The sequence below is a fragment of the Georgenia muralis genome (assembly GCF_003814705.1).
GTDB lineage: Bacteria > Actinomycetota > Actinomycetes > Actinomycetales > Actinomycetaceae > Georgenia > Georgenia muralis.
This window is the reverse complement of the sequence record NZ_RKRA01000001.1, coordinates 3,643,024-3,667,130: the sequence shown is the minus strand read 5'-3', so window position 1 is coordinate 3,667,130 and position 24,107 is coordinate 3,643,024. Positions and strand designations below refer to the sequence as shown.

24 protein-coding genes are annotated in these 24,107 nt (G+C 74.2%); 16 read left to right on the top strand and 8 right to left on the bottom strand.

Going from position 1 to position 24,107, the window contains the following annotated elements; translation table 11 throughout:
* Window positions 1-6: 6 nt before the first annotated feature.
* Complete coding sequence (locus tag EDD32_RS16570) at window positions 7-648, top strand: MOSC domain-containing protein (RefSeq protein ID WP_123919254.1); 642 nt, start codon at window positions 7-9, stop codon at window positions 646-648.
* Between the two features lie 6 nt (window positions 649-654).
* On the opposite strand, the gene EDD32_RS16565 is transcribed toward EDD32_RS16570, so the two are convergent.
* Window positions 655-1,167, bottom strand: coding sequence for a GNAT family N-acetyltransferase (locus EDD32_RS16565; protein ID WP_211338870.1), 513 nt, complete (start codon window positions 1,165-1,167; stop codon window positions 655-657).
* A gap of 19 nt (window positions 1,168-1,186) precedes the next feature.
* On the opposite strand from EDD32_RS16565, the gene hemW reads away from it, so the two are divergent.
* Window positions 1,187-2,437, top strand: a complete 1,251-nt coding sequence (gene hemW / locus EDD32_RS16560; RefSeq protein ID WP_123919250.1) for a radical SAM family heme chaperone HemW — start codon at window positions 1,187-1,189, stop codon at window positions 2,435-2,437.
* 90 nt (window positions 2,438-2,527) lie between these two features.
* Window positions 2,528-3,454 (top strand): DUF2189 domain-containing protein, encoded by a 927-nt coding sequence (locus EDD32_RS16555; protein WP_123919248.1) that lies wholly within the window; start codon window positions 2,528-2,530, stop codon window positions 3,452-3,454.
* A 64-nt stretch (window positions 3,455-3,518) separates the two neighbouring features.
* Here EDD32_RS16555 and EDD32_RS16550 read toward each other — a convergent pair whose 3' ends face one another.
* Complete coding sequence (locus EDD32_RS16550) at window positions 3,519-4,445, bottom strand: DUF3097 domain-containing protein (RefSeq protein ID WP_123919246.1); 927 nt, start codon at window positions 4,443-4,445, stop codon at window positions 3,519-3,521.
* 70 nt (window positions 4,446-4,515) lie between these two features.
* On the opposite strand from EDD32_RS16550, the gene hrcA reads away from it, so the two are divergent.
* From hrcA to EDD32_RS16490, 12 genes are all read left to right on the top strand, one after another.
* Window positions 4,516-5,532: a heat-inducible transcriptional repressor HrcA gene (hrcA, locus tag EDD32_RS16545; protein WP_123919244.1), complete on the top strand. Its 1,017-nt coding sequence runs from the start codon at window positions 4,516-4,518 to the stop codon at window positions 5,530-5,532.
* Window positions 5,533-5,683: 151 nt separating this feature from the next.
* A complete protein-coding gene (gene dnaJ, locus EDD32_RS16540; RefSeq protein ID WP_123919242.1) occupies window positions 5,684-6,802 on the top strand; it encodes a molecular chaperone DnaJ in 1,119 nt (372 codons plus the stop codon).
* Window positions 6,799-7,587 carry a 16S rRNA (uracil(1498)-N(3))-methyltransferase gene (locus tag EDD32_RS16535; RefSeq protein ID WP_123919240.1) on the top strand — a complete coding sequence of 263 codons (789 nt, stop codon included), beginning with the start codon at window positions 6,799-6,801 and terminating at the stop codon, window positions 7,585-7,587. Before dnaJ ends, EDD32_RS16535 begins: the two co-directional genes overlap by 4 nt.
* A gap of 86 nt (window positions 7,588-7,673) precedes the next feature.
* On the top strand, window positions 7,674-8,744 hold the full coding sequence (locus EDD32_RS16530) for a PhoH family protein (RefSeq protein ID WP_123919238.1): 1,071 nt from the start codon (window positions 7,674-7,676) through the stop codon (window positions 8,742-8,744).
* The gene (ybeY, locus tag EDD32_RS16525) at window positions 8,741-9,193 is read left to right on the top strand and encodes an rRNA maturation RNase YbeY (protein WP_123919235.1); all 453 of its coding nucleotides are present in this window, start codon (window positions 8,741-8,743) and stop codon (window positions 9,191-9,193) included. The genes EDD32_RS16530 and ybeY overlap by 4 nt, the downstream gene beginning before the upstream one ends.
* A gap of 17 nt (window positions 9,194-9,210) precedes the next feature.
* Window positions 9,211-10,494: a hemolysin family protein gene (locus tag EDD32_RS16520; RefSeq protein WP_447925990.1), complete on the top strand. Its 1,284-nt coding sequence runs from the start codon at window positions 9,211-9,213 to the stop codon at window positions 10,492-10,494.
* On the top strand, window positions 10,491-11,468 hold the full coding sequence (gene era / locus EDD32_RS16515; protein ID WP_123919231.1) for a GTPase Era: 978 nt from the start codon (window positions 10,491-10,493) through the stop codon (window positions 11,466-11,468). The genes EDD32_RS16520 and era overlap by 4 nt, the downstream gene beginning before the upstream one ends.
* Window positions 11,469-11,510: 42 nt before the next feature.
* Window positions 11,511-12,989: an alpha/beta hydrolase family protein gene (locus tag EDD32_RS16510; protein ID WP_123919229.1), complete on the top strand. Its 1,479-nt coding sequence runs from the start codon at window positions 11,511-11,513 to the stop codon at window positions 12,987-12,989.
* 56 nt (window positions 12,990-13,045) lie between these two features.
* Window positions 13,046-13,831, top strand: coding sequence for a PP2C family protein-serine/threonine phosphatase (locus tag EDD32_RS16505; protein ID WP_123919227.1), 786 nt, complete (start codon window positions 13,046-13,048; stop codon window positions 13,829-13,831).
* A 152-nt stretch (window positions 13,832-13,983) separates the two neighbouring features.
* Window positions 13,984-15,741 carry a 2-isopropylmalate synthase gene (leuA, locus tag EDD32_RS16500; RefSeq protein WP_123919225.1) on the top strand — a complete coding sequence of 586 codons (1,758 nt, stop codon included), beginning with the start codon at window positions 13,984-13,986 and terminating at the stop codon, window positions 15,739-15,741.
* A gap of 75 nt (window positions 15,742-15,816) precedes the next feature.
* Window positions 15,817-16,548, top strand: coding sequence for a DNA repair protein RecO (gene recO, locus EDD32_RS16495; protein ID WP_123919223.1), 732 nt, complete (start codon window positions 15,817-15,819; stop codon window positions 16,546-16,548).
* Window positions 16,545-17,333, top strand: a complete 789-nt coding sequence (locus EDD32_RS16490) for an isoprenyl transferase (protein WP_123919221.1) — start codon at window positions 16,545-16,547, stop codon at window positions 17,331-17,333. Before recO ends, EDD32_RS16490 begins: the two co-directional genes overlap by 4 nt.
* 169 nt (window positions 17,334-17,502) lie before the next feature.
* On the opposite strand, the gene EDD32_RS16485 is transcribed toward EDD32_RS16490, so the two are convergent.
* From EDD32_RS16485 to EDD32_RS16460, 6 genes are all read right to left on the bottom strand, one after another.
* Window positions 17,503-18,183, bottom strand: a complete 681-nt coding sequence (locus EDD32_RS16485; RefSeq protein WP_170175332.1) for a LysM peptidoglycan-binding domain-containing protein — start codon at window positions 18,181-18,183, stop codon at window positions 17,503-17,505.
* A gap of 256 nt (window positions 18,184-18,439) precedes the next feature.
* Window positions 18,440-18,979, bottom strand: a complete 540-nt coding sequence (locus EDD32_RS16480) for a DedA family protein (RefSeq protein WP_123919219.1) — start codon at window positions 18,977-18,979, stop codon at window positions 18,440-18,442.
* Entirely contained in the window at window positions 18,972-19,373 is a 402-nt protein-coding gene (locus EDD32_RS16475) for a Fur family transcriptional regulator (RefSeq protein ID WP_123919217.1), read from the bottom strand. The genes EDD32_RS16480 and EDD32_RS16475 overlap by 8 nt, the downstream gene beginning before the upstream one ends.
* The gene (locus EDD32_RS16470; protein WP_123919215.1) at window positions 19,373-20,284 is read right to left on the bottom strand and encodes a metal ABC transporter permease; all 912 of its coding nucleotides are present in this window, start codon (window positions 20,282-20,284) and stop codon (window positions 19,373-19,375) included. Before EDD32_RS16470 ends, EDD32_RS16475 begins: the two co-directional genes overlap by 1 nt.
* Window positions 20,284-21,099, bottom strand: a complete 816-nt coding sequence (locus tag EDD32_RS16465) for a metal ABC transporter ATP-binding protein (RefSeq protein WP_447925991.1) — start codon at window positions 21,097-21,099, stop codon at window positions 20,284-20,286. The genes EDD32_RS16470 and EDD32_RS16465 overlap by 1 nt, the downstream gene beginning before the upstream one ends.
* Window positions 21,100-21,122: 23 nt before the next feature.
* Entirely contained in the window at window positions 21,123-22,100 is a 978-nt protein-coding gene (locus tag EDD32_RS16460) for a metal ABC transporter substrate-binding protein (RefSeq protein ID WP_211338868.1), read from the bottom strand.
* Window positions 22,101-22,328: 228 nt separating this feature from the next.
* Here EDD32_RS16460 and EDD32_RS16455 point away from each other — a divergent pair, with 228 nt between their 5' ends.
* A complete protein-coding gene (locus EDD32_RS16455; RefSeq protein WP_123919213.1) occupies window positions 22,329-23,714 on the top strand; it encodes a glycine--tRNA ligase in 1,386 nt (461 codons plus the stop codon).
* Window positions 23,715-24,107: the final 393 nt, after the last annotated feature.

The following is a 24,107-nucleotide window of genomic DNA, read 5'->3' as shown; positions in this document are numbered from 1 at the left end:
CCGGCCGTGGCGGTCGTCACCCACGTGTGCCGGGTGGCGCGGCTCCACCCGGACGCGGGCTCGGTCGGCGTCACCGCCATCGACAAGCAGCCTCTCGACGGCGCCGTCCGGGTGGGCGCGTACGGGCTGCGCGGGGACGTCCAGGCCGACCGCAAGCACCACGGCGGGCCCGACAAGGCGCTGTACGCCGTCGACGCCGCCGAGGCCGAGCACTGGGCGGGCGTGCTCGGTGAGCCGGTCCCGCCCGGCCGCTTCGGGGAGAACCTGCGCACCGCGGGCCTGGCCGTCGACGACGCCGAGATCGGCGAGCGGTGGCGGATCGGCGAGCGCCTCGAGGTCGAGGTGACCGGTCCGCGCACCCCCTGCGCGACCTTCGGGCGGTGGCTGCACCAGGAGCGGTGGGTCGCCCGGTTCACCGCCCGCGGGCGCACCGGTGCCTACCTGCGGGTGGTGGTCCCCGGGCCGGTCGAGCCCGGCGACGCCGTCGCGACCGTCCACCGGCCCGGGCACGGGGTGAGCGTATGCCGGTGGTTCACCGCCCAGGACCCCGCCGACGCCCGCACGCTCCTCGCCCACGCCGCGGACGACGGCTGGCGGATGGCCGACTACCTGCGCGTGTACGTCGACCGGGTCGCCGCCCGCGCCTGACCACCGTCACAGCGCGACCGCCATGACCCGCTGCGGGCCCAGCCCGCCGCCGAGGTAGCGCCCGACGTCGACGAACCCGCCTGCGGTGTAGGCGCGCACCGCGGCCGGGTTGGCCTCGTTGACGGTGAGGACGAGGATCCGTGCGGCTGGGACCAGCTCGCGGGCGAGGACGCGCAGGAGGGGCACGGTCGCGCGGCCGATCCCACGGTTCTGCTCCGCGGCGTCGAGGTAGAACCCGCGCAGCAGGGCCGCCTCGTCGGGCCGGTCGACGACGTCGGCCAGGTAGCCCAGCGAGTCGATCACCCCGAACCCGACCACCCGTCCGTCGTGCTCGACGGCGAAGGGTGTACGGGTCGGCTCGGCGTCCGCGAGCGGCAGGGTCACCTCGGCCCGCGAGGAGTACGGCTCCTGCGCGGGCAGGGGGCGCAGCCGCACCACGGCGGCCCGCCGGGCGGCGGTGGCGGGGTCGTCGCCGTCGAGCCGGTGCAGCGCGGTGCGAGGTTCGGGGGCACGGTCCACGTGGGAGACACTAGAGGCCATGGCACCGGCACTTCCCGACGGCGAGACGCCGCCCGACGACGGCAGGCTCCCGCTCTCCGCGGCCGCCGGGGCCGCCGACCGCGACCTCGGCGTGTACCTGCACGTGCCCTTCTGCCGGGTGCGGTGCGGGTACTGCGACTTCAACACCTACACCAACGCCGAGCTCGGTGGCGGCGCGAGCGCGCAGGCGTACGCCGAGACCGCCCGACGCGAGATCGACCTCGCCGCCCGTGTCCTCGCCGACGAGGCGCTCGTGGCCGCCGGCATGCCGGCCCGCCCCGTGAGCACGGTCTTCGTCGGCGGCGGCACGCCGACCATGCTGCCCGCGCGCGACCTGGCCGGGATGCTGGGCGCCGTCCGGGACGCCTGGGGGCTGGCCGACGGCGCGGAGGTCACCACCGAGGCCAACCCCGACTCCGTGGATGCGGCTGCGCTGACGGCGCTGGCCGCGGCGGGCTTCACCCGGGTCTCCTTCGGGATGCAGTCGGCCGTGCCCGGCGTCCTCGCCACGCTCGACCGCACGCACGACCCCGCCCGCCTGCCCGACGTGGTGGCCTGGGCGAAGGCCGCGGGCCTGGCGGTGTCGGTCGACCTCATCTACGGCACGCCCGGGGAGTCCCTGGACGACTGGCGCACGAGCCTGGACGCCGCGGTCGCGCTCGAGCCGGACCACGTCTCGGCCTACGCCCTGGTCGTCGAGGCCGGGACCCGGATGGGCGCCCAGGTCCGCCGCGGAGAGCTCCCCCTGCCCGACGACGACGACGCGGCCCGCAAGTACGAGCTCGCCGAGGAGGTGCTCGCCGGGGCCGGGCTGCACTGGTACGAGGTGTCGAACTTCGCGCGCCGGCCCGATGACGCCTGCCGGCACAACCTCGCCTACTGGCGCGGGCACGACTGGTGGGGCGTCGGCCCGGGGGCGCACAGCCACGTCGGCGGGGTCCGGTGGTGGAACGTCAAGCACCCGCGCACGTACGCCCACCGGCTCGAGAACGGGCTCAGCCCTGCCGCCGGGCGCGAGGTCCTCGGGGCGCGGGAGGCCGAGCTCGAGCGCATCATGCTCGGGGTCCGCCTCGCCGACGGCGTCGAGCTGCGTCCCGGCGGGGCCGTGCCGGCGCGGCTCGCAGCGGTCGTGACGGACCTCGCCCGGCGTGGCCTGGTCGAGCCCGGACCGGCCCGGGACGGCCGGGTCGCCCTGACCCTGCGGGGCCGGCTCCTCGCCGACGCCGTCGTGCGCGAGCTCACCGCCTAAGAACCGGGCCGTAGGGCTCTCCCGCCCGGCGCCGCGGTGTGCCATCGTCATCAGGGACAGGGCGCGTCCGACGAGTGGGAGGTCCCACCAGTGAGCCAGAGCCCGCCTCCCCCCGGGGAGAGCCCCGACCGCATCCCCGACGAGCCGCGCGACGACGAGCGCCACGACGCGCCCTGGGCGCCCGCGGGCGGCCAGCCGCCGCAGTACGGCCAGCAGGTGCCGCCGCCGCAGTACGGCCAGCAGGTGCCGCCGCCGCAGTACGGCCAGCAGGTGCCGCCGCCGCAGTACGGCCAGCAGGCGCCCCCGCAGTACGGCCAGCATGCGCCGCCCGTCGCCCTCCAGGCCCCGCCCGTCTCCGTCGGTGAGGCCTTCCGCTACGCGTGGCAGGGGTTCAAGGTCAACGCGGGCCCGTGGGTGCTCGCCGCGCTGGTGATGCTCGTCGTGAGCAGCACCGGCACGAGCATCGAGCGCACGATCCGCAACGCCGGAGCGCCTTCCGGCGACGCCGGGTGGGTCATGATGACCTTCGATCCCGCGGCGTCGCTGGTGAACATCATCTTCACGATCATCAACTTCGCGATCGGGGCGGCGCTCGTCTCGGCCGCGCTGCGCACCGTGGACGGCAGGAGGATCCAGGTCGGCGACTTCCTCTCCGTGCCGAACTTCCTCCAGGCGCTGCTCGCCGCGGTCCTGCTGTCGCTCGCGATGTTCGTCGGCATCCTCCTGCTGGTGATCCCGGGTCTGATCATCGGGGTGCTGGGGATGTTCTACCTGCACTTCGCCATCGACCGACGGCTCTCCGCCGTCGACGCGCTCCGGGCGAGCTTCGTCCTCGTCAAGGACAACCTCGGCACGGCCGTGCTGTTCATCCTCGCGGCCCTCGGCGTCGTCATCCTCGGCGCGCTGGCCCTGGTGGTGGGGCTGCTCGTGGCGTTCCCGCTCGTCGTCATCGCCTCGGCGTTCGTCTACCGCCGGCTCACCGGCGGCGTCGTCATGGTGCCGGGCAGCGCGGGCTGACCCGCCGGGCAGCGCCGGCCGGCCGCTCGCGCCGGGGCGAGGGCCCGCACGGCGGTGCGCGCCCTCACTCCGGCACGCCGGTGACGAAGTCGATGAGCTCCTCCATCCGGCCCAGCAGGGCGGGGGAGAGGTCCTTGTAGGACCGGACCGTGCCGAGGATCCGCTTCCACCCCGAGGCGATGTCGGCCTGGTCGCCGTGGGGCCAGCCCAGGGCGGCGAGGGTGCCGACCTTGATGTCGGTCCCACGCGGGACGTCCGGCCACGCCCGCAGCCCCACCCGCTCCGGCCGCACCGCCTGCCAGACGTCGACGTAGGGGTGGCCCAGGACGAGCACGTGCTCACCGGCGGCGCCCGCCGTCACCTCGGCGGCGATCCGGGACTCCTTCGAGCCCGGCACGAGGTGGTCCACGAGCACCCCGGCGCGCCGGCCCGGGCCGGGGCGGAAGTCCCGCAGCGCGGCGGCGAGGTTGTCCACGCCGTCGAGCAGCTCCACGACGACGCCCTCGACCCGCAGGTCGTCGCCCCACACCCGTTCGACGAGCTCGGCGTCGTGGCGGCCCTCGACCCAGATCCGCGACGCCCGCGCCACCCGGGCGCGCTCCTGCTCGACGGCGAGCGAGCCGGACGCCGTCAGCCGCCGGCCGCCGGCGGTCCGCGGACCCTGCGGTGCTCGCGCCGTCGCCGGGGGGACGAGCCGGACCGGCCGGCCCTCCACCCAGAACCCCGCGCCCAGCGGGAACGTCCGGGTGCGGCCGCGCCGGTCCTCCAGCACGACCACGTGCATGCCGCCGGACTTCTCCACCCGCACCACGGCGCCGACCCAGCCGGTGCCGACCTCCTCCACCACGAGGCCCTTCTCCGCGGCCCGGTCGGTGGTGGTGGCGCGGTGGGCGTAGGCGCCCGCGCGGTGGGGGTCGGCGGAGAGGATGTCGGTGCCGTAGCGGTCGTCCACCCGGGCAGGGTAGGCCGCCGGTGGCGCGCCCCCACGCAGCGCGCGCGGGCGTGGCGCGTAGGATTAGCACTCGACGGCCGAGAGTGCTGGCCCGACGGAGGGAGGAACCGTGAGCGAGGACCGGAGGCTCGACGTGCTGCGTGCGATCGTGCAGGACTACGTCCAGACGAGGGAGCCGGTCGGCTCCCGGGTGCTCGTCGAGCGCCACTCCCTCGGCGTCTCCCCGGCCACCATCCGCAACGACATGGCCGTCCTGGAGGAGCTGGGGTACATCGCCCAGCCCCACACCTCGGCCGGACGCGTCCCGACCGACAAGGGCTACCGCGCCTTCGTGGACCAGATCTCCACGCTCAAGCCCCTCTCGGTCCCCGAGCGTCGGGCCATCGCGAACCTCCTGGACTCCGCGGTCGACCTCGACGACGTCGTCGAGCGGACCGTGCGCCTGCTCGCCCAGCTGACCCACCAGGTCGCCGTCGTGCAGTACCCGTCGCTGCGGCGCTCGGCCCTGCGTCATCTCGAGCTCGTCCTGCTCAGTCCGCACCGGCTGCTCGTGGTCATCATCACCGACGCGGGCCGGGTGGAGCAGCGCACCGTCGAGACCGGCAACGAGCTCGAGCCCGGGGTGGTCGGCGAGCTGCGCGCCCGGCTCAACGTCGCGTGCGCGGGCCGTCGCCTCGGCGCGATCGTCGAGCCGCTCGCGGCGCTGCCCCCGCAGTTCGCCCCCGAGCACCGCCCGCTCGTGGAGGCGGTGAGCGAGGAGGTCCTGGACACGCTGCGCCTGGACGCCGAGGAGCGCATCGTCATGGCGGGCACGGCCAACCTGGCGCGCTCGGACGTCGACTTCAGCCGCACCATCGGTCCCGTCCTGGAGGCCCTGGAGGAGCAGGTGGTGCTCCTGCGGCTGTTCTCGGAGATGGAGGACGACGTCGCCGTGCGGATCGGTTCGGAGAACCGCTCCGAGGCGCTCTCGGAGGCCTCCCTCGTCGCGAGCGCGTACGGTGGTTCTGCACCCGCGGAGGGGATCGCCCGGCTGGGCGTGCTCGGCCCCACCCGGATGGACTACCCCGGCACCATGGCCTCCGTCCGCGCGGTGGCCCGCTACCTCTCCCGGTTCCTTGCCGGGTGACCGCCCCGGTCCGGCCCGTCCGGACCCACCCACCGCGGCCGGCCCGTCCGGCCCGCAGCGCCCCGCCGGCCCGTCCGGCCCCCCAGGCCGGTGCCCCGGCCACGACCGCAGGCCGGCAGCCCCCGGCCCGAAGCCGACAGAGAGTGACCCCGTGAGCGACTACTACGAGATCCTCGGTGTCTCCCGCCAGGCGAGCGCCGAGGAGATCAAGAAGGCCTACCGCAAGCTCGCCCGCAAGCTTCACCCCGACGTCGCGGGGCCGGACGTGGCGGACGAGTTCAAGGAGGTCACCCGGGCGTACGAGGTCCTGTCCAACCCGGAGAAGCGCCAGCTCTACGACATGGGCGGCGAGTCCGCCCTGGGGGGCGGCGGCGGCGCCGGGTTCGGCGGCTTCCAGGACATCTTCGAGACCTTCTTCGGCGCGGCCGCGGGCGGTGCCCCGCGAGGGCCCGTCCCGCGCGGGCGCCGCGGCCAGGACGCCCTCGTGCGCCTGGACATCGACCTCGAGGAGGCCGTCTTCGGCGGCAGCCGCGACCTCCAGGTGGACACCGCCGTCGTGTGCGGCACGTGCCAGGGCTCGTGCTGCCGGCCCGGGACCTCCCCGCGCACCTGCGAGGTCTGTCACGGCCGCGGCTCCGTCCAGCGCGTGACCCGCTCCTTCCTCGGCCAGGTCATGGCCACCACCGCGTGCTCGGCCTGCCAGGGCCACGGCACCGTCATCCCCGACCCGTGCCCGGACTGCGCCGGCGAGGGCCGTGTGCGCACCCGCCGCACGATCAACGTCCAGGTGCCCGCCGGGGTGGACTCCGGCACGCGCATCCGGATGACCGGCCAGGGCGAGGTCGGCCCGGGCGGGGGGCCTGCCGGCGACCTCTACGTCGAGATCCGCGAGAAGCCCCACCCCGTGTTCGTCCGTCGCGGGGACGACCTGCACTGCACCATGGGCATCCCCATGACGGCCGCGGCGCTGGGCACCGTGCTGCCGCTGGAGTCCTTCGACGGTCCGCGCGAGGTCGACGTGGTGCCGGGCACCCAGCCCGAGCAGGTCGTCACCCTGCCGGGCCTCGGCGTGGGGCACCTGCACCGGCCCGGCCGCGGGGACCTGCACGTCCACCTCGACGTCCAGGTGCCCACCCGCCTGGACGAGCGCCAGCGCGAGCTCCTCGCCGAGCTCGCCTCGCTGCGCGGCGAGGAGCAGCCCGAGGCCCGCCTGGCCGCCTCCGGATCGGGGGTCTTCTCCAAGCTGCGCGAGAGGCTCGCCGGGAGATGACGACCGCGGTCTTCCTCGCCGACCTCGACGGCGCCGCGCCGGGTGGCGTCGTGACCGTCACCGGCGACGAGGCCCGTCACGCCGTCGCCGTCCGGCGGATGCGCGTGGGTGAGGCCGTCGACCTCGTCGACGGCGCCGGCACCCGGGCGAGCGGCACGGTCGTGGCCGCTGCCCGCGAGGAGCTCGCGGTGGCGGTCGAGACCCTCACCCACGAGCCCCCGCCGGGGGTCCGGCTGGTCCTGGTCCAGGCGCTGGCGAAGGGCGGGCGTGACGAGCAGGCGGTGGAGACCGCCACCGAGCTCGGCGTCGACGCCGTCGTCCCCTGGCAGGCCGAGCGGTCCGTGTCCGTCTGGTCCGGGCCCAGGGCCGAGAAGGGCCGGCGCCGCTGGGCGGCCGTGACCCTCGCCGCCGCGAAGCAGTCGCGGCGGGCCCGGGTCCCGGCCGTCCACGAGCCCGTCACCACCCGGGAGCTGTCCGCGGCCGTGGCCACGACGGTGGCCGCCGGTGGCGCCGTCCTGGTCCTGCACGAGCGCGCCACGAGGCCGCTCGCCACCGTCGTGCTCCCGGGGCCGGGCACGCTCACCGCGGGGGCCCACGGGCCGGCCCGCGCCGTCGACGTCGCCGTCGTCGTCGGTCCCGAGGGGGGCATCACCGACGCCGAGGTGGCCGCCTTGGAGGCCGGCGGGGCGCGCGCCGTGCTGCTCGGGCCCCACGTGCTGCGCACCTCCACCGCCGGACCGGCCGCGCTGGCCGTGCTCGCGCAACGGCTCGGCCGCTGGGGCTGAACGGGCGGCCACCCGATATCCTGGCCACGCACGGCGCGCGCCGTGCGTCCACCGACCGAGGAGATCCTGGGCCGCCGGCCCGACCCATGACGCAGCAGACCGCTCCCGGCGACGGCGCCCACGTCCCCGGCCACGTCCAGCACCAGGTCACCGTCCCCGACGACGTCCCCATGGTGGTCCTCCTCGGCCAGCGCGACGAGGTGCTGCGCGCCGTCGAGCGGGGCTTCCCGGCGGTGGACGTCCACGTCCGCGGCAACGTCCTCACCCTCACCGGGCCGGTGGGCGACGTCGCCCTCGCCGAGCGCCTGGTCGACGAGCTCTCCACCGTCGCGGGGGCCGGGCAGGCCTTGTCCGCCGACGCCGTCGAGCGGGCCATCGCCATGCTCACCGCGCCCAGCGCCGCCCGCCCGGCGGAGGTCCTCACCCAGAACATCCTGTCCAACCGCGGGCGGACCATCCGGCCCAAGACGCTGGGCCAGAAGCGCTACGTCGACGCCATCGACGCCTCCACCATCGTCTTCGGCATCGGCCCGGCGGGCACGGGCAAGACCTACCTCGCGATGGCCAAGGCGGTCGGCGCGCTGCAGAACAAGCAGGTCAGCCGGATCGTCCTGACCCGGCCCGCGGTCGAGGCGGGCGAGCGGCTGGGCTACCTGCCCGGCTCCCTCAGCGAGAAGATCGACCCCTACCTGCGGCCCCTCTACGACGCCCTGCACGACATGCTCGACCCGGAGTCGATCCCCAAGCTCATGGCGGCCGGGACCATCGAGGTCGCCCCGCTGGCGTACATGCGCGGACGAACCCTCAACGACGCCTTCATCATCCTCGACGAGGCCCAGAACACCTCCCCGGAGCAGATGAAGATGTTCCTCACCCGCCTGGGGTTCGGCTCGAAGGTCGTCGTCACCGGCGACGTCACCCAGGTGGACCTGCCCAGCGGCACCCGGTCGGGCCTGCGGGTGGTCCAGGAGATCCTCGACGACATCGAGGACGTCACGTTCTGCCGGCTCACCAGCGCCGACGTCGTGCGCCACCGGCTGGTGGGCGACATCATCGACGCCTACGAGCGCTGGGACGCCAACGTCCGCTCCCGCGAGGGCGAGCGCGCCCGCGCCGAGCTGCGCGAGCGGCGCGAGGGGCGCGGGGGACGGCGATGAGCACCGAGATCAACAACGAGTCCGGCTACGAGGTGGACGGCGAGGAGTTCGCGGCCCTGGCCCGCTACGTCCTGGACGAGATGCGCGTGCACCCCCAGGCGGAGCTGTCGATCCTCTTCGTCACCACCGACGTCATGGCCGAGCTGCACGAGCGCTGGATGGACGAGCCCGGCCCCACCGACGTCCTGTCCTTCCCCATGGACGAGCTGCGCCCGGCCCGGGAGGGCGAGCAGCCCGCCGAGGGCACGCTCGGCGACATCGTGCTCTGTCCCGAGGTGGCCGCCACCCAGGCCCGCACCGCGGGTCACTCCACCGTGGAGGAGCTCCTCCTGCTCACCACGCACGGCATCCTCCACCTCCTCGGGTACGACCATGCCGAGCCGGACGAGGAGAAGGAGATGTTCGACCTCCAGCGTCAGCTCCTCCTGACCTTCCTCGCGGGCCGCTGACGCCGGTGGACGGCATGATCGACCAGGTCCCCGAGGTGTGGCTCGGCCTCCTCGTCGTCGCCGGCGCCGCCGTCGGGGCCACCCTCAGCGCGGGTGAGGCCGCCCTCGCGCGCATCACGCGCGCGGCTGCCGGCGAGCTCGCCGCGACCGGTCACCGCCACGGCGCGACCGTGGTGCGCCTGGTCGAGCGTCGCGCCGCCGCGATGGCCGGCACCGCGTTCGTCCGCCTGCTCGCGGAGATGACCGCGGCGGTGTGCCTCACCCTCGTCGTGGCGGACCTGCTCCCGCGCTGGTGGCAGGTGCTGGCCGTCTCCGTCGTGCTGACCGCCGTCCTCGTCACGGTTGTCGTCGGGGTCTCCCCGCGCAGCGTCGGCCGGCGCAACCCCACCGGCGTCCTGGGCGTCCTCGCGCCCGTGATCGCCCCGCTCGCGGGCTTCGGGGCGGTGGCCCTGCGCGTGTCGGCGAGGCTGCGTCCCCGCTCGCCGCGCACCCTGGAGGAGGAGCGGGAGGAGCGTGACGAGGAGCTGCGCGACATGGTCGACCGGGTGAGCGAGTCCGAGCAGATCGAGGAGGACGAGCGCGAGCTGCTCCAGTCCGTCTTCGAGCTCGGGCGCACCCTGACCCGGGAGGTCATGGTCCCGCGCACCGACATGGTCACCATCGACGCCGACGAGCCCCTGGAGAAGGCCATCACCCTGTTCACCCGGTCGGGGTACTCCCGCGTCCCGGTCGTGGGGGAGTCCACCGACGACCTGCGCGGCGTGCTGTACCTCAAGGACGTCATGCGGCGGGTCCACCGGCGCCAGGACACCGCCGGCCTCACCGCCGCCGACGTCATGCGCGAGCCGGTGTTCGTGCCGGAGACCAAGCTCGTGGACGACCTCCTGCGCGAGATGCAGGCAGAGAGCGTCCACATCGCCATGGTCGTCGACGAGTACGGCGGCATCGCCGGGCTCGTCACGATCGAGGACCTCCTGGAGGAGCTCGTCGGGGAGATGGTCGACGAGCACGACCGGGCCGAGCCCGAGGTCGAGGACCTCGGGGACGGCACCGTGCGCGTCCCCGCGCGCCTGCCGGTGGACGACCTCGGCGAGATCTTCGGCCTGGAGATCGACGACGACGACGTCGACTCCGCCGGCGGCCTGCTGGCCAAGGCGCTGGGCAAGGTGCCCCTGCCGGGCGCGGAGGTCGACGTCCTGGGCCTCCACCTCGTCGCCGAGCGCGCCGAGGGCCGCCGGCGACGCGTCTCCACCCTGCTGGCCAGCCGTGCCGGCGGACCCCCCGACGAGGAGCAACCATGACCTTCCCCTCCGACGACGAGCTCACCGCCGGGCCCAACGCCCTCGAGGGCCTCGTGCGCCCGGACTGGCCCGAGGACTTCCGTGCCGGCTTCGCCTGCCTCGTGGGGCGTCCCAACGCCGGCAAGTCCACCCTCACCAACGCGCTCGTCGGCCAGAAGGTCGCGATCACCTCCGGCCGACCCCAGACCACCCGGCACACGATCCGCGGGATCGTCCACCGCGAGGACGGCCAGCTCGTCCTCGTCGACACCCCGGGGCTGCACCGCCCCCGCACGCTGCTGGGCCAGCGGCTCAACGACCTCGTCCGCGAGACCCTCGGGGAGGTCGACGTCATCGTCTTCTGCCTGCCCGCGGACGAGAAGATCGGCCCGGGGGACCGGTTCATCGCCCGCGAGCTCGGCCAGCAGCACACACCCGTGGTCGCCGTGGCCACCAAGGCCGACCTCGTCAGCCGCGAACGCCTCGCCGAGCACCTCCTCGAGATCGACCAGCTCGGCTCCTGGGCGGACATCGTGCCCGTCTCCGCCGTCGCCGGCGACCAGGTCGACGTGCTCACCGACGTCCTCTTCGCGCGTCTGCCGCTCTCCCCGCCGCTGTACCCCGACGGCGAGCTGACCGACGAGCCCGAGAACGTCATGATCGCCGAGCTCGTGCGCGAGGCCGCCCTGGAGGGGGTGCGCGACGAGCTGCCCCACTCCCTGGCCGTCGTCGTCGAGGAGATCAACGAGCGGCCCCGCGACGACGACGACCCCCGGCCCCCGATGCTCGACGTCCACGTCAACCTCTATGTCGAGCGGCCCTCCCAGAAGGCCATCGTCATCGGCAAGGGCGGTGCGCGGCTGCGTGACGTCGGTACGCGCGCCCGCAAGGGCATCGAGGCGCTGCTGGGCGCGCGGGTCTACCTCGACCTCCACGTGCGGGTGGCCAAGGACTGGCAGCGCGACCCCAAGCTGCTCCAGCGGCTCGGCTTCTGACCGCCGCGCGGGCGCGTCAGCGCCGAGAACTACCCTGAGCAGGTGAGATACCGCAGGCTGGCCGCCACCGTCGTGGTGGTCCTCGTCCTCGGTCTCGTCGGCGCCTTCGCCGGCCCGGGGTGGAACCCCCAGCCCCTGGGCCACACCATCGTGCCGGAGACGCCCGACACCACGATCGGCTCCGACGTGCTCACCCCGCCGGTCGGCACCTACGAGGTCACCCGCGAGGTCGTCGAGGTCCGCGTGGACGACGGCGTCACCGTCGAGGCAACGATCGCCTCGCCCGTCGGGGCGCCCGGGCGGCGCCCCGCGGTGCTGTTCATGCACGGCGCCGGGACCGCCACGCGCAACAACTTCGCGGACACCACCACCGCACTCGCCTCGGCCGGGGTCGTGACGATGGTGCCGGACAAGCGCGCCGACACGTACACCACCCGTTCCCGGGACTACCCCGGCATGGCGCAGGACTACCTCGCCTCCCTCGCCGTCCTGCGCGAGCGCGACGACGTCGACCCCGCCGAGGTCGGGGTCTACGGCGAGAGCGAGGGCGCCATCCCTGCCCCCATCGCCGCCGCCGGGAACGACGACGTCGCCTTCGTCGTCCTCGTCTCCGCCCCTGTGGTGCCCATCCGCGAGCAGGGGGCGTTGGCGGCCGACTCCTACCTGCGCGACGTCGGCGTCCCCGACCCGGTGCTGCGGGCGATCCCGCGCCTGGTGGGCGGCACCCTGCCGGGGGGCGGCTTCGAGTACTTCGACTTCGACCCCTCGCCGTACCACCAGCGCCTGACCCAGCCGGTCCTCGTCGTCTACGGCACCGCGGACGCCTCGATGCCGATCGTCCAGGGCCCCGAGGTCCTCGTGCGCGACCTCGAGCGGGCGGACAACGACCTGTACACGATCCGGTACTACGCCGGGGCGAACCACGGCATCCGCATCGACGGCGTCCTCGCGCCCGGGTTCACCGAGGACCTCGCGCGGTGGATCCTCGGGCTGCCCGAGACCGCCGACGCCCAGCCCCGGATCGCCGGGGACCAGCCGGTCCAGGCCTACCGGGCCGAGCCCGTGGACCAGCCGCGCTGGTTCGCCACCGGGGACATGATGGTCGCCTCGTTCCTCGTCGGGTTCGGTCTGCTGGCGCTCGGTGCCGTCACCGCCGCCGCCGGGCAGGTGCCCCGCCTGTGGGGCCGGCGGGTCGGCGCCCTGCCCGCCCCGCTGGGGCGCCACACCGCCGCCCTCAGCATGGCGACGACGGCGACCTGGGTGCTGTTCGGGTCCTACCTCATCGGCGTCGCCGACCTCGCCCTGAACTACCGCACCAACCCGCTGCTCGCCCAGGGCGGGTGGCTGGTCGCGCAGCTCGTGGGCATCCTCGCCGCCGCGCTGCTCGTGCAGGTGGTCGAGACCTGGTGGCGTCGCGGCGCCCGCGGGACCGGTCGCGCGGTCGTCGTGCTCACGCTGCTCGGCTCGCTCGTCCTGCTCGTCACCGCGGCGTACTGGGGCGTGTACCCCGCGGTGCTGTGAGGCAGGACGGGCGGTTTCTGGCACCCTGGGTCCCTGGACTTCACGAGAGGGTACGGATGTCGATCGAGTGGGGCGTGGCCTCCGACACGGGCGGGCGCCGCAGCATCAACGAGGACGCGGCCCTGGCGCGCCCACCGGTGTTCGTCGTCGCCGACGGGATGGGCGGGCACGCGCGCGGCGAGATGGCCAGCGCCGCCGTCGTGGACGCCTTCCGGTCCCTCGCCGGTGCGCCGGGGCCGGTCGCCCCCGCCGACGTCGAGGCGACCGTGGCCAACGCGGCCGGCCGGATCCGCGAGACGATGGCCCGCGACGGGGCCGACTCCACCGGTGACGCGTCGGCCGGCACCACGGTCGCCGGCGCGATCCTCACCGAGCAGGACAGGGAGCCCTACTGGCTCGTGCTCAACGTGGGGGACTCGCGCGTCTACCGGCTCGCGGAGGGCCGGCTCCAGCAGATCAGCGTCGACCACTCGCTCGTCCAGGAGATGGTCGACGCCGGCACCCTCGACGCCGCTGACGCCCGCCACCACCCGCGCCGCAACGTCATCACGCGGGCCGTGGGCACCGGCGGGGACAGCACGGTGGACTTCTGGATGCTGCGGGTGCTCCCCGACGAGCGTCTCCTGCTGTGCACCGACGGCCTGACCGGCGAGCTCGAGGAGGACCGCATCGCCGAGATCCTCACCGCCGTCCCCGGCGCCGAGGACGCCGCCCGCGCGCTCGTGGAGGAGGCGGTGCGCGGCGGCGCGAACGACAACGTCACCGTGGTCGTCGTCGACGCCGGTGCGGGCCCTCACCGCCCACACGAGCTGCATGCTGAGACGCCGCCGTCCGGAAGGTGACTCGTGCCGACCCCGGGCGGTAACCTCGTCATGTGCGCAGGTCCGTGCAGCACCAGCTGCTCCTTCTCTGCCGCGACGAGGCCAACTGACGGCCGGCCCCTCGTCGCGGCGGTCGTCGTGCCCGGCCATCACGCACGAGCGACGAGGAACCGATGAAGACCGCAGACCGCATCAGCGCCCAGCAGCCCTCCGCCATGCCGGTGTCGAAGTACCGGCCCTTCGTGGAGGTCAACCCGGTCGACCTGCCCGACCGGCAGTGGCCGACCCGCCGCACCACCCGGGCCCCACGCTGGCTCTCCACCGACCTGCGTGACGGCAACCAGTCCCTCATCGAGCCGATGAACGCCGAGCGCAAGCGCCGGATGTTCGACCTGCTCGTGACGATGGGGTACAAGGAGATCGAGATCGGCTTCCCGGCCGCCTCGCAGACCGACTTCGACTTCGTGCGCTCGCTCGTCGAGGACGACGCCGTCCCCGACGACGTGACCGTCTCGGTCCTGACCCAGGCGCGGCCCGAGCTCATCCACCGCACCATCGACTCCCTCGTCGGCTTCCCCCGGGCGAGCGTGCACCTGTACAACGCCACCGCCCCGGTCTTCCGGGACATCGTGTTCCACAACGACCGCGAGGCCACGCAGGAGCTCGCCGTCGCCGGCACCCGCGAGGTCCTCGCCTACGCCGAGAAGGTCCTCGGCGACGAGACCGTTTTCGGCTACCAGTACTCCCCGGAGATCTTCGTCGACACCGAGCTGGACTTCGCCCTCGCGGTCTGCGAGGCGGTCATGGACGTCTGGCAGCCCGAGCCCGGCCGCGAGATCATCCTCAACCTCCCCGCCACGGTCGAGCGGGCCACCCCGAACGTCTACGCCGACCAGATCGAGTGGATGAGCCGCAACCTCTCCCGGCGCGAGCACGTCGCACTGTCGCTCCACCCGCACAACGACCGCGGGACGGGCGTCGCGGCGGCCGAGCTGGGACTGCTCGCGGGCGCCGACCGGGTCGAGGGCTGCCTCTTCGGCCAGGGGGAGCGCACGGGCAACGTCGACCTCATCACGCTCGGCCTCAACCTCTTCAGCCAGGGCATCGACCCGATGATCGACTTCTCCGACATCGACGGGATCCGCCGCACCGTCGAGGCGTGCACCCAGATGGACGTCCACCCCCGCCACCCCTACGGCGGCGACCTCGTCTACACCTCCTTCTCCGGCTCGCACCAGGACGCCATCAAGAAGGGCTTCACCGCACGAGCGGAGAAGGTCGCGGCGGCCGGCGGCGCCGAGGATGCGGTCGTCTGGGAGCTGCCCTACCTCCCGATCGACCCCAAGGACGTCGGGCGCAGCTACGAGGCGGTCGTGCGGGTGAACTCCCAGTCCGGCAAGGGCGGGGTGGCCTACCTGCTGTCCTCGACCCGGCACCTGGACCTGCCCCGCCGCCTGCAGATCGAGCTGTCCGGCATCGTCCAGAAGCACACCGACGCCTACGGCGGGGAGATCGACGCCGAGCAGCTCTGGGCGATCTTCGCCGACGAGTACCTGCCGCACACCGCCGCGATGGGCCTCGAGCCCTGGGGGCGGTTCGCGCTCAAGGGCACCACCCTGACGACGGCGGGCGAGGGCACCGACGCGGTGCTCACCGTGACCCTCGTCGACGGCGGGGAGGAGAAGGTCCTCGCCGCCACCGGCAACGGCCCGATCGACGCCTTCGTCAACGCCCTCGGCGAGGTGGGCGTGGAGGTCCACGTGCTCGACTACGCCGAGCACGCCCTGTCCGAGGGCGGGGACGCCACCGCCGCCTCGTACGTGGAGTGCGAGGTGGGCGGACAGGTGCTGTGGGGCGTGGGCATCGACCCGTCGACCATGACGGCGTCCTTCAAGGCCATCGTCTCGGCGGTCAACCGCGCCGGGCGCTGAGCCGTTGGGGCCGGGCCGCCCCGTGCCCCGCGCGCCATGGGGCCGGGCCGGCGGCCGGTGGGGGAGAATGGACCGGTGAAGCTCTACCGGGACGAGGCGGTGGTGCTGCGGACCCACAAGCTCGGTGAGGCCGACCGCATCATCACGCTGCTGACCCGTGAGCACGGCCAGGTCCGCGCCGTCGCCAAGGGGGTGCGGCGCACCTCCTCGAAGTTCGGTGCCCGGCTCGAGCCGTTCGGGGTGGTCGACATCCAGCTCCACCTGGGCCGGAGCCTGGACACGATCACCCAGGTCGAGACCATCGCACCCTACGGGCGCAACCTCGGTGAGGACTACGGGCTGTACACCACCGCCCACGCCATGGCGGAGACCGCGGCCCGGCTCACCGAGATCGAGCGGGAGCCGTTCCCCCAGCAGTACCTCCTCCTCGTCGGTGCCCTGCACTCCCTGGCCACGCGCCGGCACGCGGCCTCCCTCGTGCTGGACTCCTACCTCCTGCGCGCCCTCGCCGTGGCGGGGTGGGCACCCAGCTGCTACGACTGCGTCCGGTGCGGCACCGACGGTCCGCACCGCGGGTTCAACGCCGCCGCCGGCGGCGCGGTGTGCGACTCGTGCCGCCCACCCGGCTCGGCCTCGCCCGCCCGGGAGACGATGTCCCTCCTCGGCGCGCTGCTCTCGGGCGACTGGGCCGAGGCCGACGCTTCCGAGCCGCGCGAGCGCAAGGAGGCCTCCGGGCTCGTGGCGTCCTACCTCCAGTGGCACCTCGAGCGTCAGCTGCGCTCCCTGCGGATGGTCGAGCGCGCGTGAGCGGCGCCGCGCCCGTCCCGCCGCCGCCGCACCCCTCGGGCGAGCGCGCCCCCGCGATCGACCCGCGGTTCGTGCCGCGGCACGTCGCCGTCGTCATGGACGGCAACGGCCGGTGGGCCAACGCCCGCGGGCTGCCCCGGGTCGAGGGGCACAAGGCGGGGGAGGCGGCCCTGCTCGAGGTGGTCGCCGGGGCGATCGAGATCGGGGTCACGCACGTCTCGGCGTACGCGTTCTCCACCGAGAACTGGAAGCGCTCACCCGACGAGGTCCGCTTCCTCATGGGCTTCAACCGCGACGTCCTCCACCGACGCCGGGACCAGATGGACGCCTGGGGGGTGCGGGTGCGCTGGGCCGGCCGACGCCCGCGCCTGTGGCGCTCGGTGGTCTCCGAGCTCGAGCGGGCCGAGGAGCAGACCCGGGACAACACCGTGTGCACGCTGACCATGTGCGTCAACTACGGGGGCCGGGCCGAGATCGCCGACGCCGCCCGCAGCATCGCCCGGGAGGTCGCCGCCGGGCGGCTGGACCCGGAGAGGGTCACCGAGCGCACCGTCGCCCGGCACCTGGACGAGCCGGACCTGCCCGACGTCGACATGTTCCTGCGCACGGGCGGGGAGCAGCGCACGTCGAACTTCCTGCTGTGGCAGTCCGCGTACGCCGAGATGGTCTTCATCGACGACGCCTGGCCCGACGTCGACCGCCGCACCCTGTGGCGTGCCGTGGAGACCTACGCCCGTCGTGACCGCCGGTACGGCGGGGCGGTGGACCGGCCCGAGGGCACCTAGGGCCACCCGTCACGGACGGCGACGAGGGGGTATCCGCCACGCACGGCGACGAGGCGCCTCCCGGGCCATCGACGGGGTCGCCCCCGCGAGCGACGAGGGGCCTCCCGTGGTGCGGGAGGCCCCTCGGCGCCGGCCTCAGCCGGTGCAGACCTGGTGGGTGCGGACCCGGTCAGCGGATGCGGAGCACCTGACCCGGGAGGATCAGGTCGGGGTTGTCCCCGACCACCGAGCGGTTGGCCTCGAAGAGGTCGCGCCAGAAGACGCCGTGGTCGGTGGCGATCCGGGCCAGGGTCTCGCCGGCGACGACGGTGTGGGTCTCCGCGGCCGGGCTCGGCGCCGGGGCCTGCTCGGCGGGCGCCGGGTGGGTGTGCTCCCGCTCGGCGGGCGCCTTCTGGGCCGGGGCCGGTGTGGCCTGCACGGTGGGGGCAGCCCCGGCGGACCCGGCCTTGTCGCCCTCGGAGAGCCCCAGCTTCGCCGAGCACGCCGGCCAGGCACCCCAGCCCTGCACGGCGAGGGTCTGCTCGGCGGTGGCGATCTGCTGCTCACGGCTGGCGAGGTCCGCCCGCGCTGCGTACTGCGTGCCGCCGAACGCCTCCCAGGTGCTCTGGGAGAACTGCAGACCGCCGTAGTAGCCGTTGCCGGTGTTGATCGCCCAGTTGCCGCTGCTCTCGCACTGCGCCAGGGCGTCCCAGGTCTCCCCGGAGGCGGCCCCGGCGCCGGTGACGCCGACGGCGGGGACGGACAGCATGGCCAGGAGGGCGCCGACGCCTCCGGCGCGCCGGAGGCGGCCGGCGGTGCTGCGGGACGCGGTCCTGGTGGCCGCGCCGGACATGGTGTTTCTCGTGGTCATGGACGTTCCTTCCGCGCGTGCCTGGCCCGTTGCGGGCTCCCCGCCCCCGCGCGATGGGGGACGTGCACGGCCGCCGGGGCGGGGTGGCGCTGCGGCGTGCACCGGGGCGCCCGACGGGCGGCCCGGCCGCGGCGGTCGGAGGCCCGCCGCGGATCCCACGACGTTACGTGACCGTTTCGTGATCTTCCACCGGAGGGCGGGCGACCGTGGACCGCCACGGACGACCGCGGCCCGCCACGACCGTTGTGGGGCCACCTCAGCCGGGGACCGATTCCTCCGGGACGGCCGGCTCGGTCGACGGCGTCGTCGGGCGACGACGGCGCCGCACGAGGACGGTCGAGACCAGGACGACGGTCAGCGCCCCGATGCCCGCCAGGCCCCAGGGGGAGCCGGCGGCGGCGGCGAGCCCGGCCTCCCACACCGCGAAGCCGATGGTGGAGTAGATCGCCGCCCACGCCAGGGCGCCGGGGAGCTGGGCGACCGTGTAGCGCAGCCAGCCGATGCGCAGCACCCCGGCCCCGGCGTTGACCATCGTCTGGAAGCCCACGGTGAGGTAGGAGAACGGCACGACCACCAGGCCCCACCGCCGGATCGCCTCGATGCCGCGCTCGGTGCCCTCCCCGGCCAGCCAGTCGTGCAGGCGCCGCGCGCGCCCGGCCACCGGGTGGGTGCGGCGCAGGGTCTGGTCGGTGACCACCCGGCCCGCCCAGTACGTCGCCTGCCCGCGCACGGTCGCCCCCGACCACATGAACACGAACACCAGCCAGAACGGCCAGGAGGAGAGGAACTCAGGCACGGGCGGCCGCGCTCTCCGCGCAGCGGGCGCACGTGCCGAACAGCTCGGCGGTGTGGTCCACCTCGACGAAGCCGTTGTCCTGGGCCACCTCGGCCGCCCACCGCTCGACCGGGGCGCCCTCGACCTCCACGGTGCGTCCGCAGCCGCGGCACACCAGGTGGTGGTGGTGCTCGGACTGGCCGCACCGGCGGTACCGGGTCTCGCCGTCGGCGATGCGCAGGACGTCCACCTCGCCGGCGTCGGCGAGGGACTGCAGCGTCCGGTACACCGTGGCCAGGCCGATCGACTCGCCCGCCTCGCGCAGCATCTCGTGGAGCTGCTGCGCGCTGCGGAAGTCCTGGGTGCGGGCGAGCATCCCGCTGACGGCGGCGCGCTGGCGCGTCATCCGCAGCATCACACCGCCTCCCGGACCTCGACGTCGTCGTCCACGTCCAGGTGGGGGTCCTCCCCGGCCGGACGCCGGAGCGACGGGCGCAGCACCGATACTACGGCGTACAGCCCGATGGCGAGGATGACGATCGTGGCGCCGGGGGACAGGGGCCGGAAGTACGTGATCGACAGGCCCACGACCGTCACGACGACGCCGATCGTCATGGCCAGTGCCATGGTCGCCCGGAAGGACCGGGCCACCAGCTGGGCCACCGCCACCGGGACGATCATCAGCGCGGAGACGAGCAGCACGCCCACGACCCGCATCGAGACCGACACCGTGAGGGCCGCCGTCACCGCCACGGTGATGTTCAGGGCGCGGACCGGCAGGCCGGTGGACCTTGCGAACTCCTCGTCGTGGCTGAGCGCGAACAGCGCGGGCCGCAGACCCAGGCCCACGCCGAGGATGACCGCGGCGAGGACCACGGTGAGCCAGACGTCCGTCGTCGTCACCGTGGAGATCGAGCCGAAGAGGTAGCCGGTGAGGTTGGCCGAGGTCCCGCCCGCGAGGCCGATGAGGAGGACGCCGCCGGCGATGCCGCCGTAGAAGAGCAGGGCGAGGGCGACGTCGCCGCTGGTGCGGCCCTGCTCCCGGACCAGCTCGACGGTGATGGCACCGGCGACGGCGGCCACGACCGCGCCCGGCACGGCGAGGACGTCGTGCGGGGTGAGGCCGACGGCGGCGCCGGCGAGCCAGCCCGCCGCCACGCCGGTCAGCGCCATGTGGCCGATGCCGTCGCCGAGGAGGGCCAGACGCCGCTGGACGAGGTAGGTCCCCACGACGGGGGCGGAGAGGCCGACGAGGAGGGCGACGAGCAGCGCTCGGCGCATGAGCGGGCTGGCGAGCATGTCGCCGAGGGGCGTCAGGAGGTCCATCACCACTCCGCGGAGAGGTCGGGGGCGGCGTAGCCGGGGACGGGCTGGTCGCCGTGGGGGTGGTCGTGCTCGTGGTCGGGGTCGTCGTGGCCCGGGACCGGGGCGGGGGGCGCGCCGTCGTGCACGACCCGACCGTGGCGCAGGACCACGGCTCGCTGCACGAGGCCCTGGAGCTCGCCGAGCTCGTGGAGGACGACCAGCACGGTGGTGCCGCGCTCGCGCAGACCCGTGAGCGTACCGGCGAGGGCCTCCTTCGACTCCCGGTCGATGCCGGCGAGCGGCTCGTCGAGGATGAGCAGGTCCGGGCGGCGCACGAGCGCGCGGGCGATGAGCACCCGCTGCTGCTGGCCGCCGGAGAAGACCTGCACGCTGCGGTGGGCGCGGGCGGCCAGGCCGACCTCTTCCAGCGCCTCCATGGCGCGCTGCCGGGCACCGGGGCCGGGCCGGAGCCGGCGGTTGTCCAGCAGCCCGGACGTCACCACCTCCAACGCGGTGGCGGGGACACCGGCCGTGGCGGTGACCCGCTGCGGGGCGTAGCCCACCCGGCGCCACGGGACGGCGCGCCGGTCGCCGACGTCGGCGCCGAAGACCCGGACGTGGCCCTGGGTCACCGGGACGATTCCCACGAGCGACTTCACCAGCGTGGACTTGCCCGAACCGTTCGCGCCGAGGAGGGCGACCATCTCGCCGGCGCCGACGGCGAAGGTCACGCCCCGCACGATGTGGGCGTGCCCGAGCGTGACCCCGAGGTCCTCGACCGCGAGCGGCACCTCCGACGGCCCGCCCGCCGCCCCACCGGCGAGGCGGCGGGGCAGGCCGGTGCCGCCCGTGCCGTCGGTCACGCGCAAGCGAGTGCCTCCCTCAGGGCGGCGAGGTTCTCCCGCATGACGACCTGGTAGTCCTTGCTGTCGTCCGCCAGGCCCTCCAGCGGGTCCAGCACCGCGGTCTCGACGCCGAGGTCGCCGGCGAGGGTCTCGGCCACCTTGGGGTTGACGAGGGACTCGGTGAAGATCGTCGTGACGCCCTCGGCGCGCACGACGTCGCCGATCTCGGCCAGACGGGCGGGTGATGGCTCGGTGTCGGGGTCGATGCCGGAGATGCCCACCTGCTCGAAGTCGTAGGCCTCGGCGAGGTAGCCGTACGCCTCGTGGGCCACGACGACGGTGCGGATCTCGCACTGGGCGAGCCCGGCGGTGAACTCCTCGTCCAGGGCCGTCAGCTCGCCGGCCAGGGTCTCGGCGTTCGCCCGGTACTCCTGGGCGTTGTCGGGGTCGGCGGCCGCGAGCTGGTCCGCGACGTCGCCGGCCACCTCGGCGAGCAGGGTGGGGTCCAGCCAGAGGTGCGGGTCGGCGCCCGCCTCAACCGCCTGGTCGTCGCCCTCGGCCGACTCCTCGTCCGCCTCGTCGTCGCCCTCGAACTCCTCGTCGGCGTGGTCGTCGGTGCCGGCGAGCTCGGCGTGGGCGGCCGCGTCGACGAGGTGCTCGGGCGAGGTCTGGGCCACGGCGTCGTCGACCGCCGGCTGGAAGCCGGACAGGTAGACCACGACGGACGCCTCGCCGAGGCGCGCGACGTCGGCCGGGGCGAGCTCGAGGTCGTGCGGCTCGGCTCCGGGTGGGGTCAGGGAGTCGACCCGGACACGGTCACCGCCCACCCGCTCGACCACGTACTGCAGCGGGTAGAAGGAGGCGAGGACCTCTCCGCCGGCCGCGTCGGGGAAGCCGGCGTCGCCGTCGCTCGAACCGGTCCCGGAGCAGGCGGCGAGGGTGGTCGCCAGAACGGCCGTCGCGGCGGTCGTACGGAGTGTGCGTCGCGTCATGAGGATCATTCTCATCGGTAATGAGAACGATCGTCAAACCCGCCGGGTGTGGCGCGCACCACGGGCGTGGCCACACCGCGGGTCCCCCGCCGCGGGTACGGGCTCCTGCCTCGCGCGGACGGCATCCCTGCACGCCGGTCGGTAGGTTGGTCCCCGCAGCCGGTCACCACCGGCGCCCGCCCGCACCAGCCAGGTGCGGGTCCGACTCGAGTACCGGAGTGATCACCCGTGGCAGCACCCTCGCGCCTGGACAACGTCATCAACCTCGCCAAGCGGCGCGGCTTCGTCTACCTCTCGGGGGAGATCTACGGCGGCACCCGCTCCGCCTGGGACTACGGGCCCCTCGGCGTCGAGCTCAAGGAGAACATCAAGCGCCAGTGGTGGCGGCACATGGTCACCTCGCGCGAGGACGTGGTGGGGATCGACTCCTCGGTGATCCTCCCGCGCCAGGTCTGGGTCGCCTCGGGCCACGTGGGCGTCTTCACCGACCCGCTCACCGAGTGCCTCAGCTGCCACAAGCGCTTCCGGGCCGACACCATGGCCGAGGAGTACGAGGAGAAGAAGGGCCACGCCCCGGAGAACGGCCTCGCCGACATCGCGTGCCCCAACTGCGGCACCCGCGGGCAGTGGACCGAGCCGCGCGACTTCAACATGATGCTCAAGACCTACCTCGGCCCGGTCGAGGACGAGTCCGGCCTGCACTACCTGCGCCCCGAGACCGCCCAGGGCATCTTCGTCAACTTCGCCAACGTCATGACCTCCGCCCGGAAGAAGCCGCCGTTCGGGATCGGGCAGGTGGGCAAGTCCTTCCGCAACGAGATCACCCCGGGCAACTTCATCTTCCGCACGCGCGAGTTCGAGCAGATGGAGATGGAGTTCTTCGTCGAGCCCGGCACGGACGAGGAGTGGCACCAGTACTGGATCGACAACCGCACCGCCTGGTACACCGACCTCGGCATCGACCCGGCCAACCTGCGCCACTACGAGCACCCGCAGGAGAAGCTCTCCCACTACTCCAAGCGCACGGTCGACATCGAGTACCGCTTCGGGTTCAGCGGCAGCGAGTGGGGCGAGCTCGAGGGGGTTGCCAACCGCACCGACTTCGACCTGGCCACCCACACCGAGCACTCCGGGCAGGACCTCAGCTACTTCGACCAGGCGAAGAACGAGCGCTGGGTCCCGTACGTCATCGAGCCGGCCGCAGGCCTGACCCGCTCCCTCATGGCGTTCCTGGCCGATGCCTACACCGAGGACGAGGCGCCGAACACCAAGGGCGGGGTGGACAAGCGCACCGTCCTGCGTCTCGACCCGCGCCTCGCCCCGGTCAAGGCGGCCGTCCTCCCGCTCTCGCGCAACGAGCAGCTCTCCCCGGTGGCGAAGAACCTCGCCGCCGAGCTGCGCAAGTACTGGAACGTCGAGTTCGACGACGCCGGGGCCGTGGGTCGGCGCTACCGGCGCCAGGACGAGGTCGGCACGCCGTACTGCATCACGGTCGACTTCGACTCCCTCGAGGACCAGTCCGTCACCGTGCGCGAGCGCGACTCGATGAGCCAGGAGCGCATCTCCCTCGACAAGGTGCGCGGCTACCTCGCCGAGCGCCTCGTCGGCTGCTGAGCGTCGGCGCCGGCGGCCACTGGCTGCCGGCGCCGCCGCCCGCGTGGGTGGGTGCACGGACGCTACGGTCGTGCTGGCTCGGCGTCGCGGTGCCCGAGGTCGTGCCTGCGCGCTGAGCGAGGACCTCCGAGGGTGCTGACCGACCCCGGGATCCGCGACCTCGACGCGACAGTGCTCGCTCGGCGTCGAAGTAGCCGAGGTCGTACCAGCGCGCTGAGCGAGGACGTCCGAGGGTCCTGACTGGTCCCGGCACCCGCGACCTCGACGCGACAGTGCTCGCTCGGCGTCGCGGTCGCCGCCGAGCACGCGTGACCCTCGTCGAGCCCGGCAGGCCGGTGTCCGACCGTCGGACGGCGTGGCCTGCGCGGTCCGCGCCCGCCGCGGGGCGAGCAT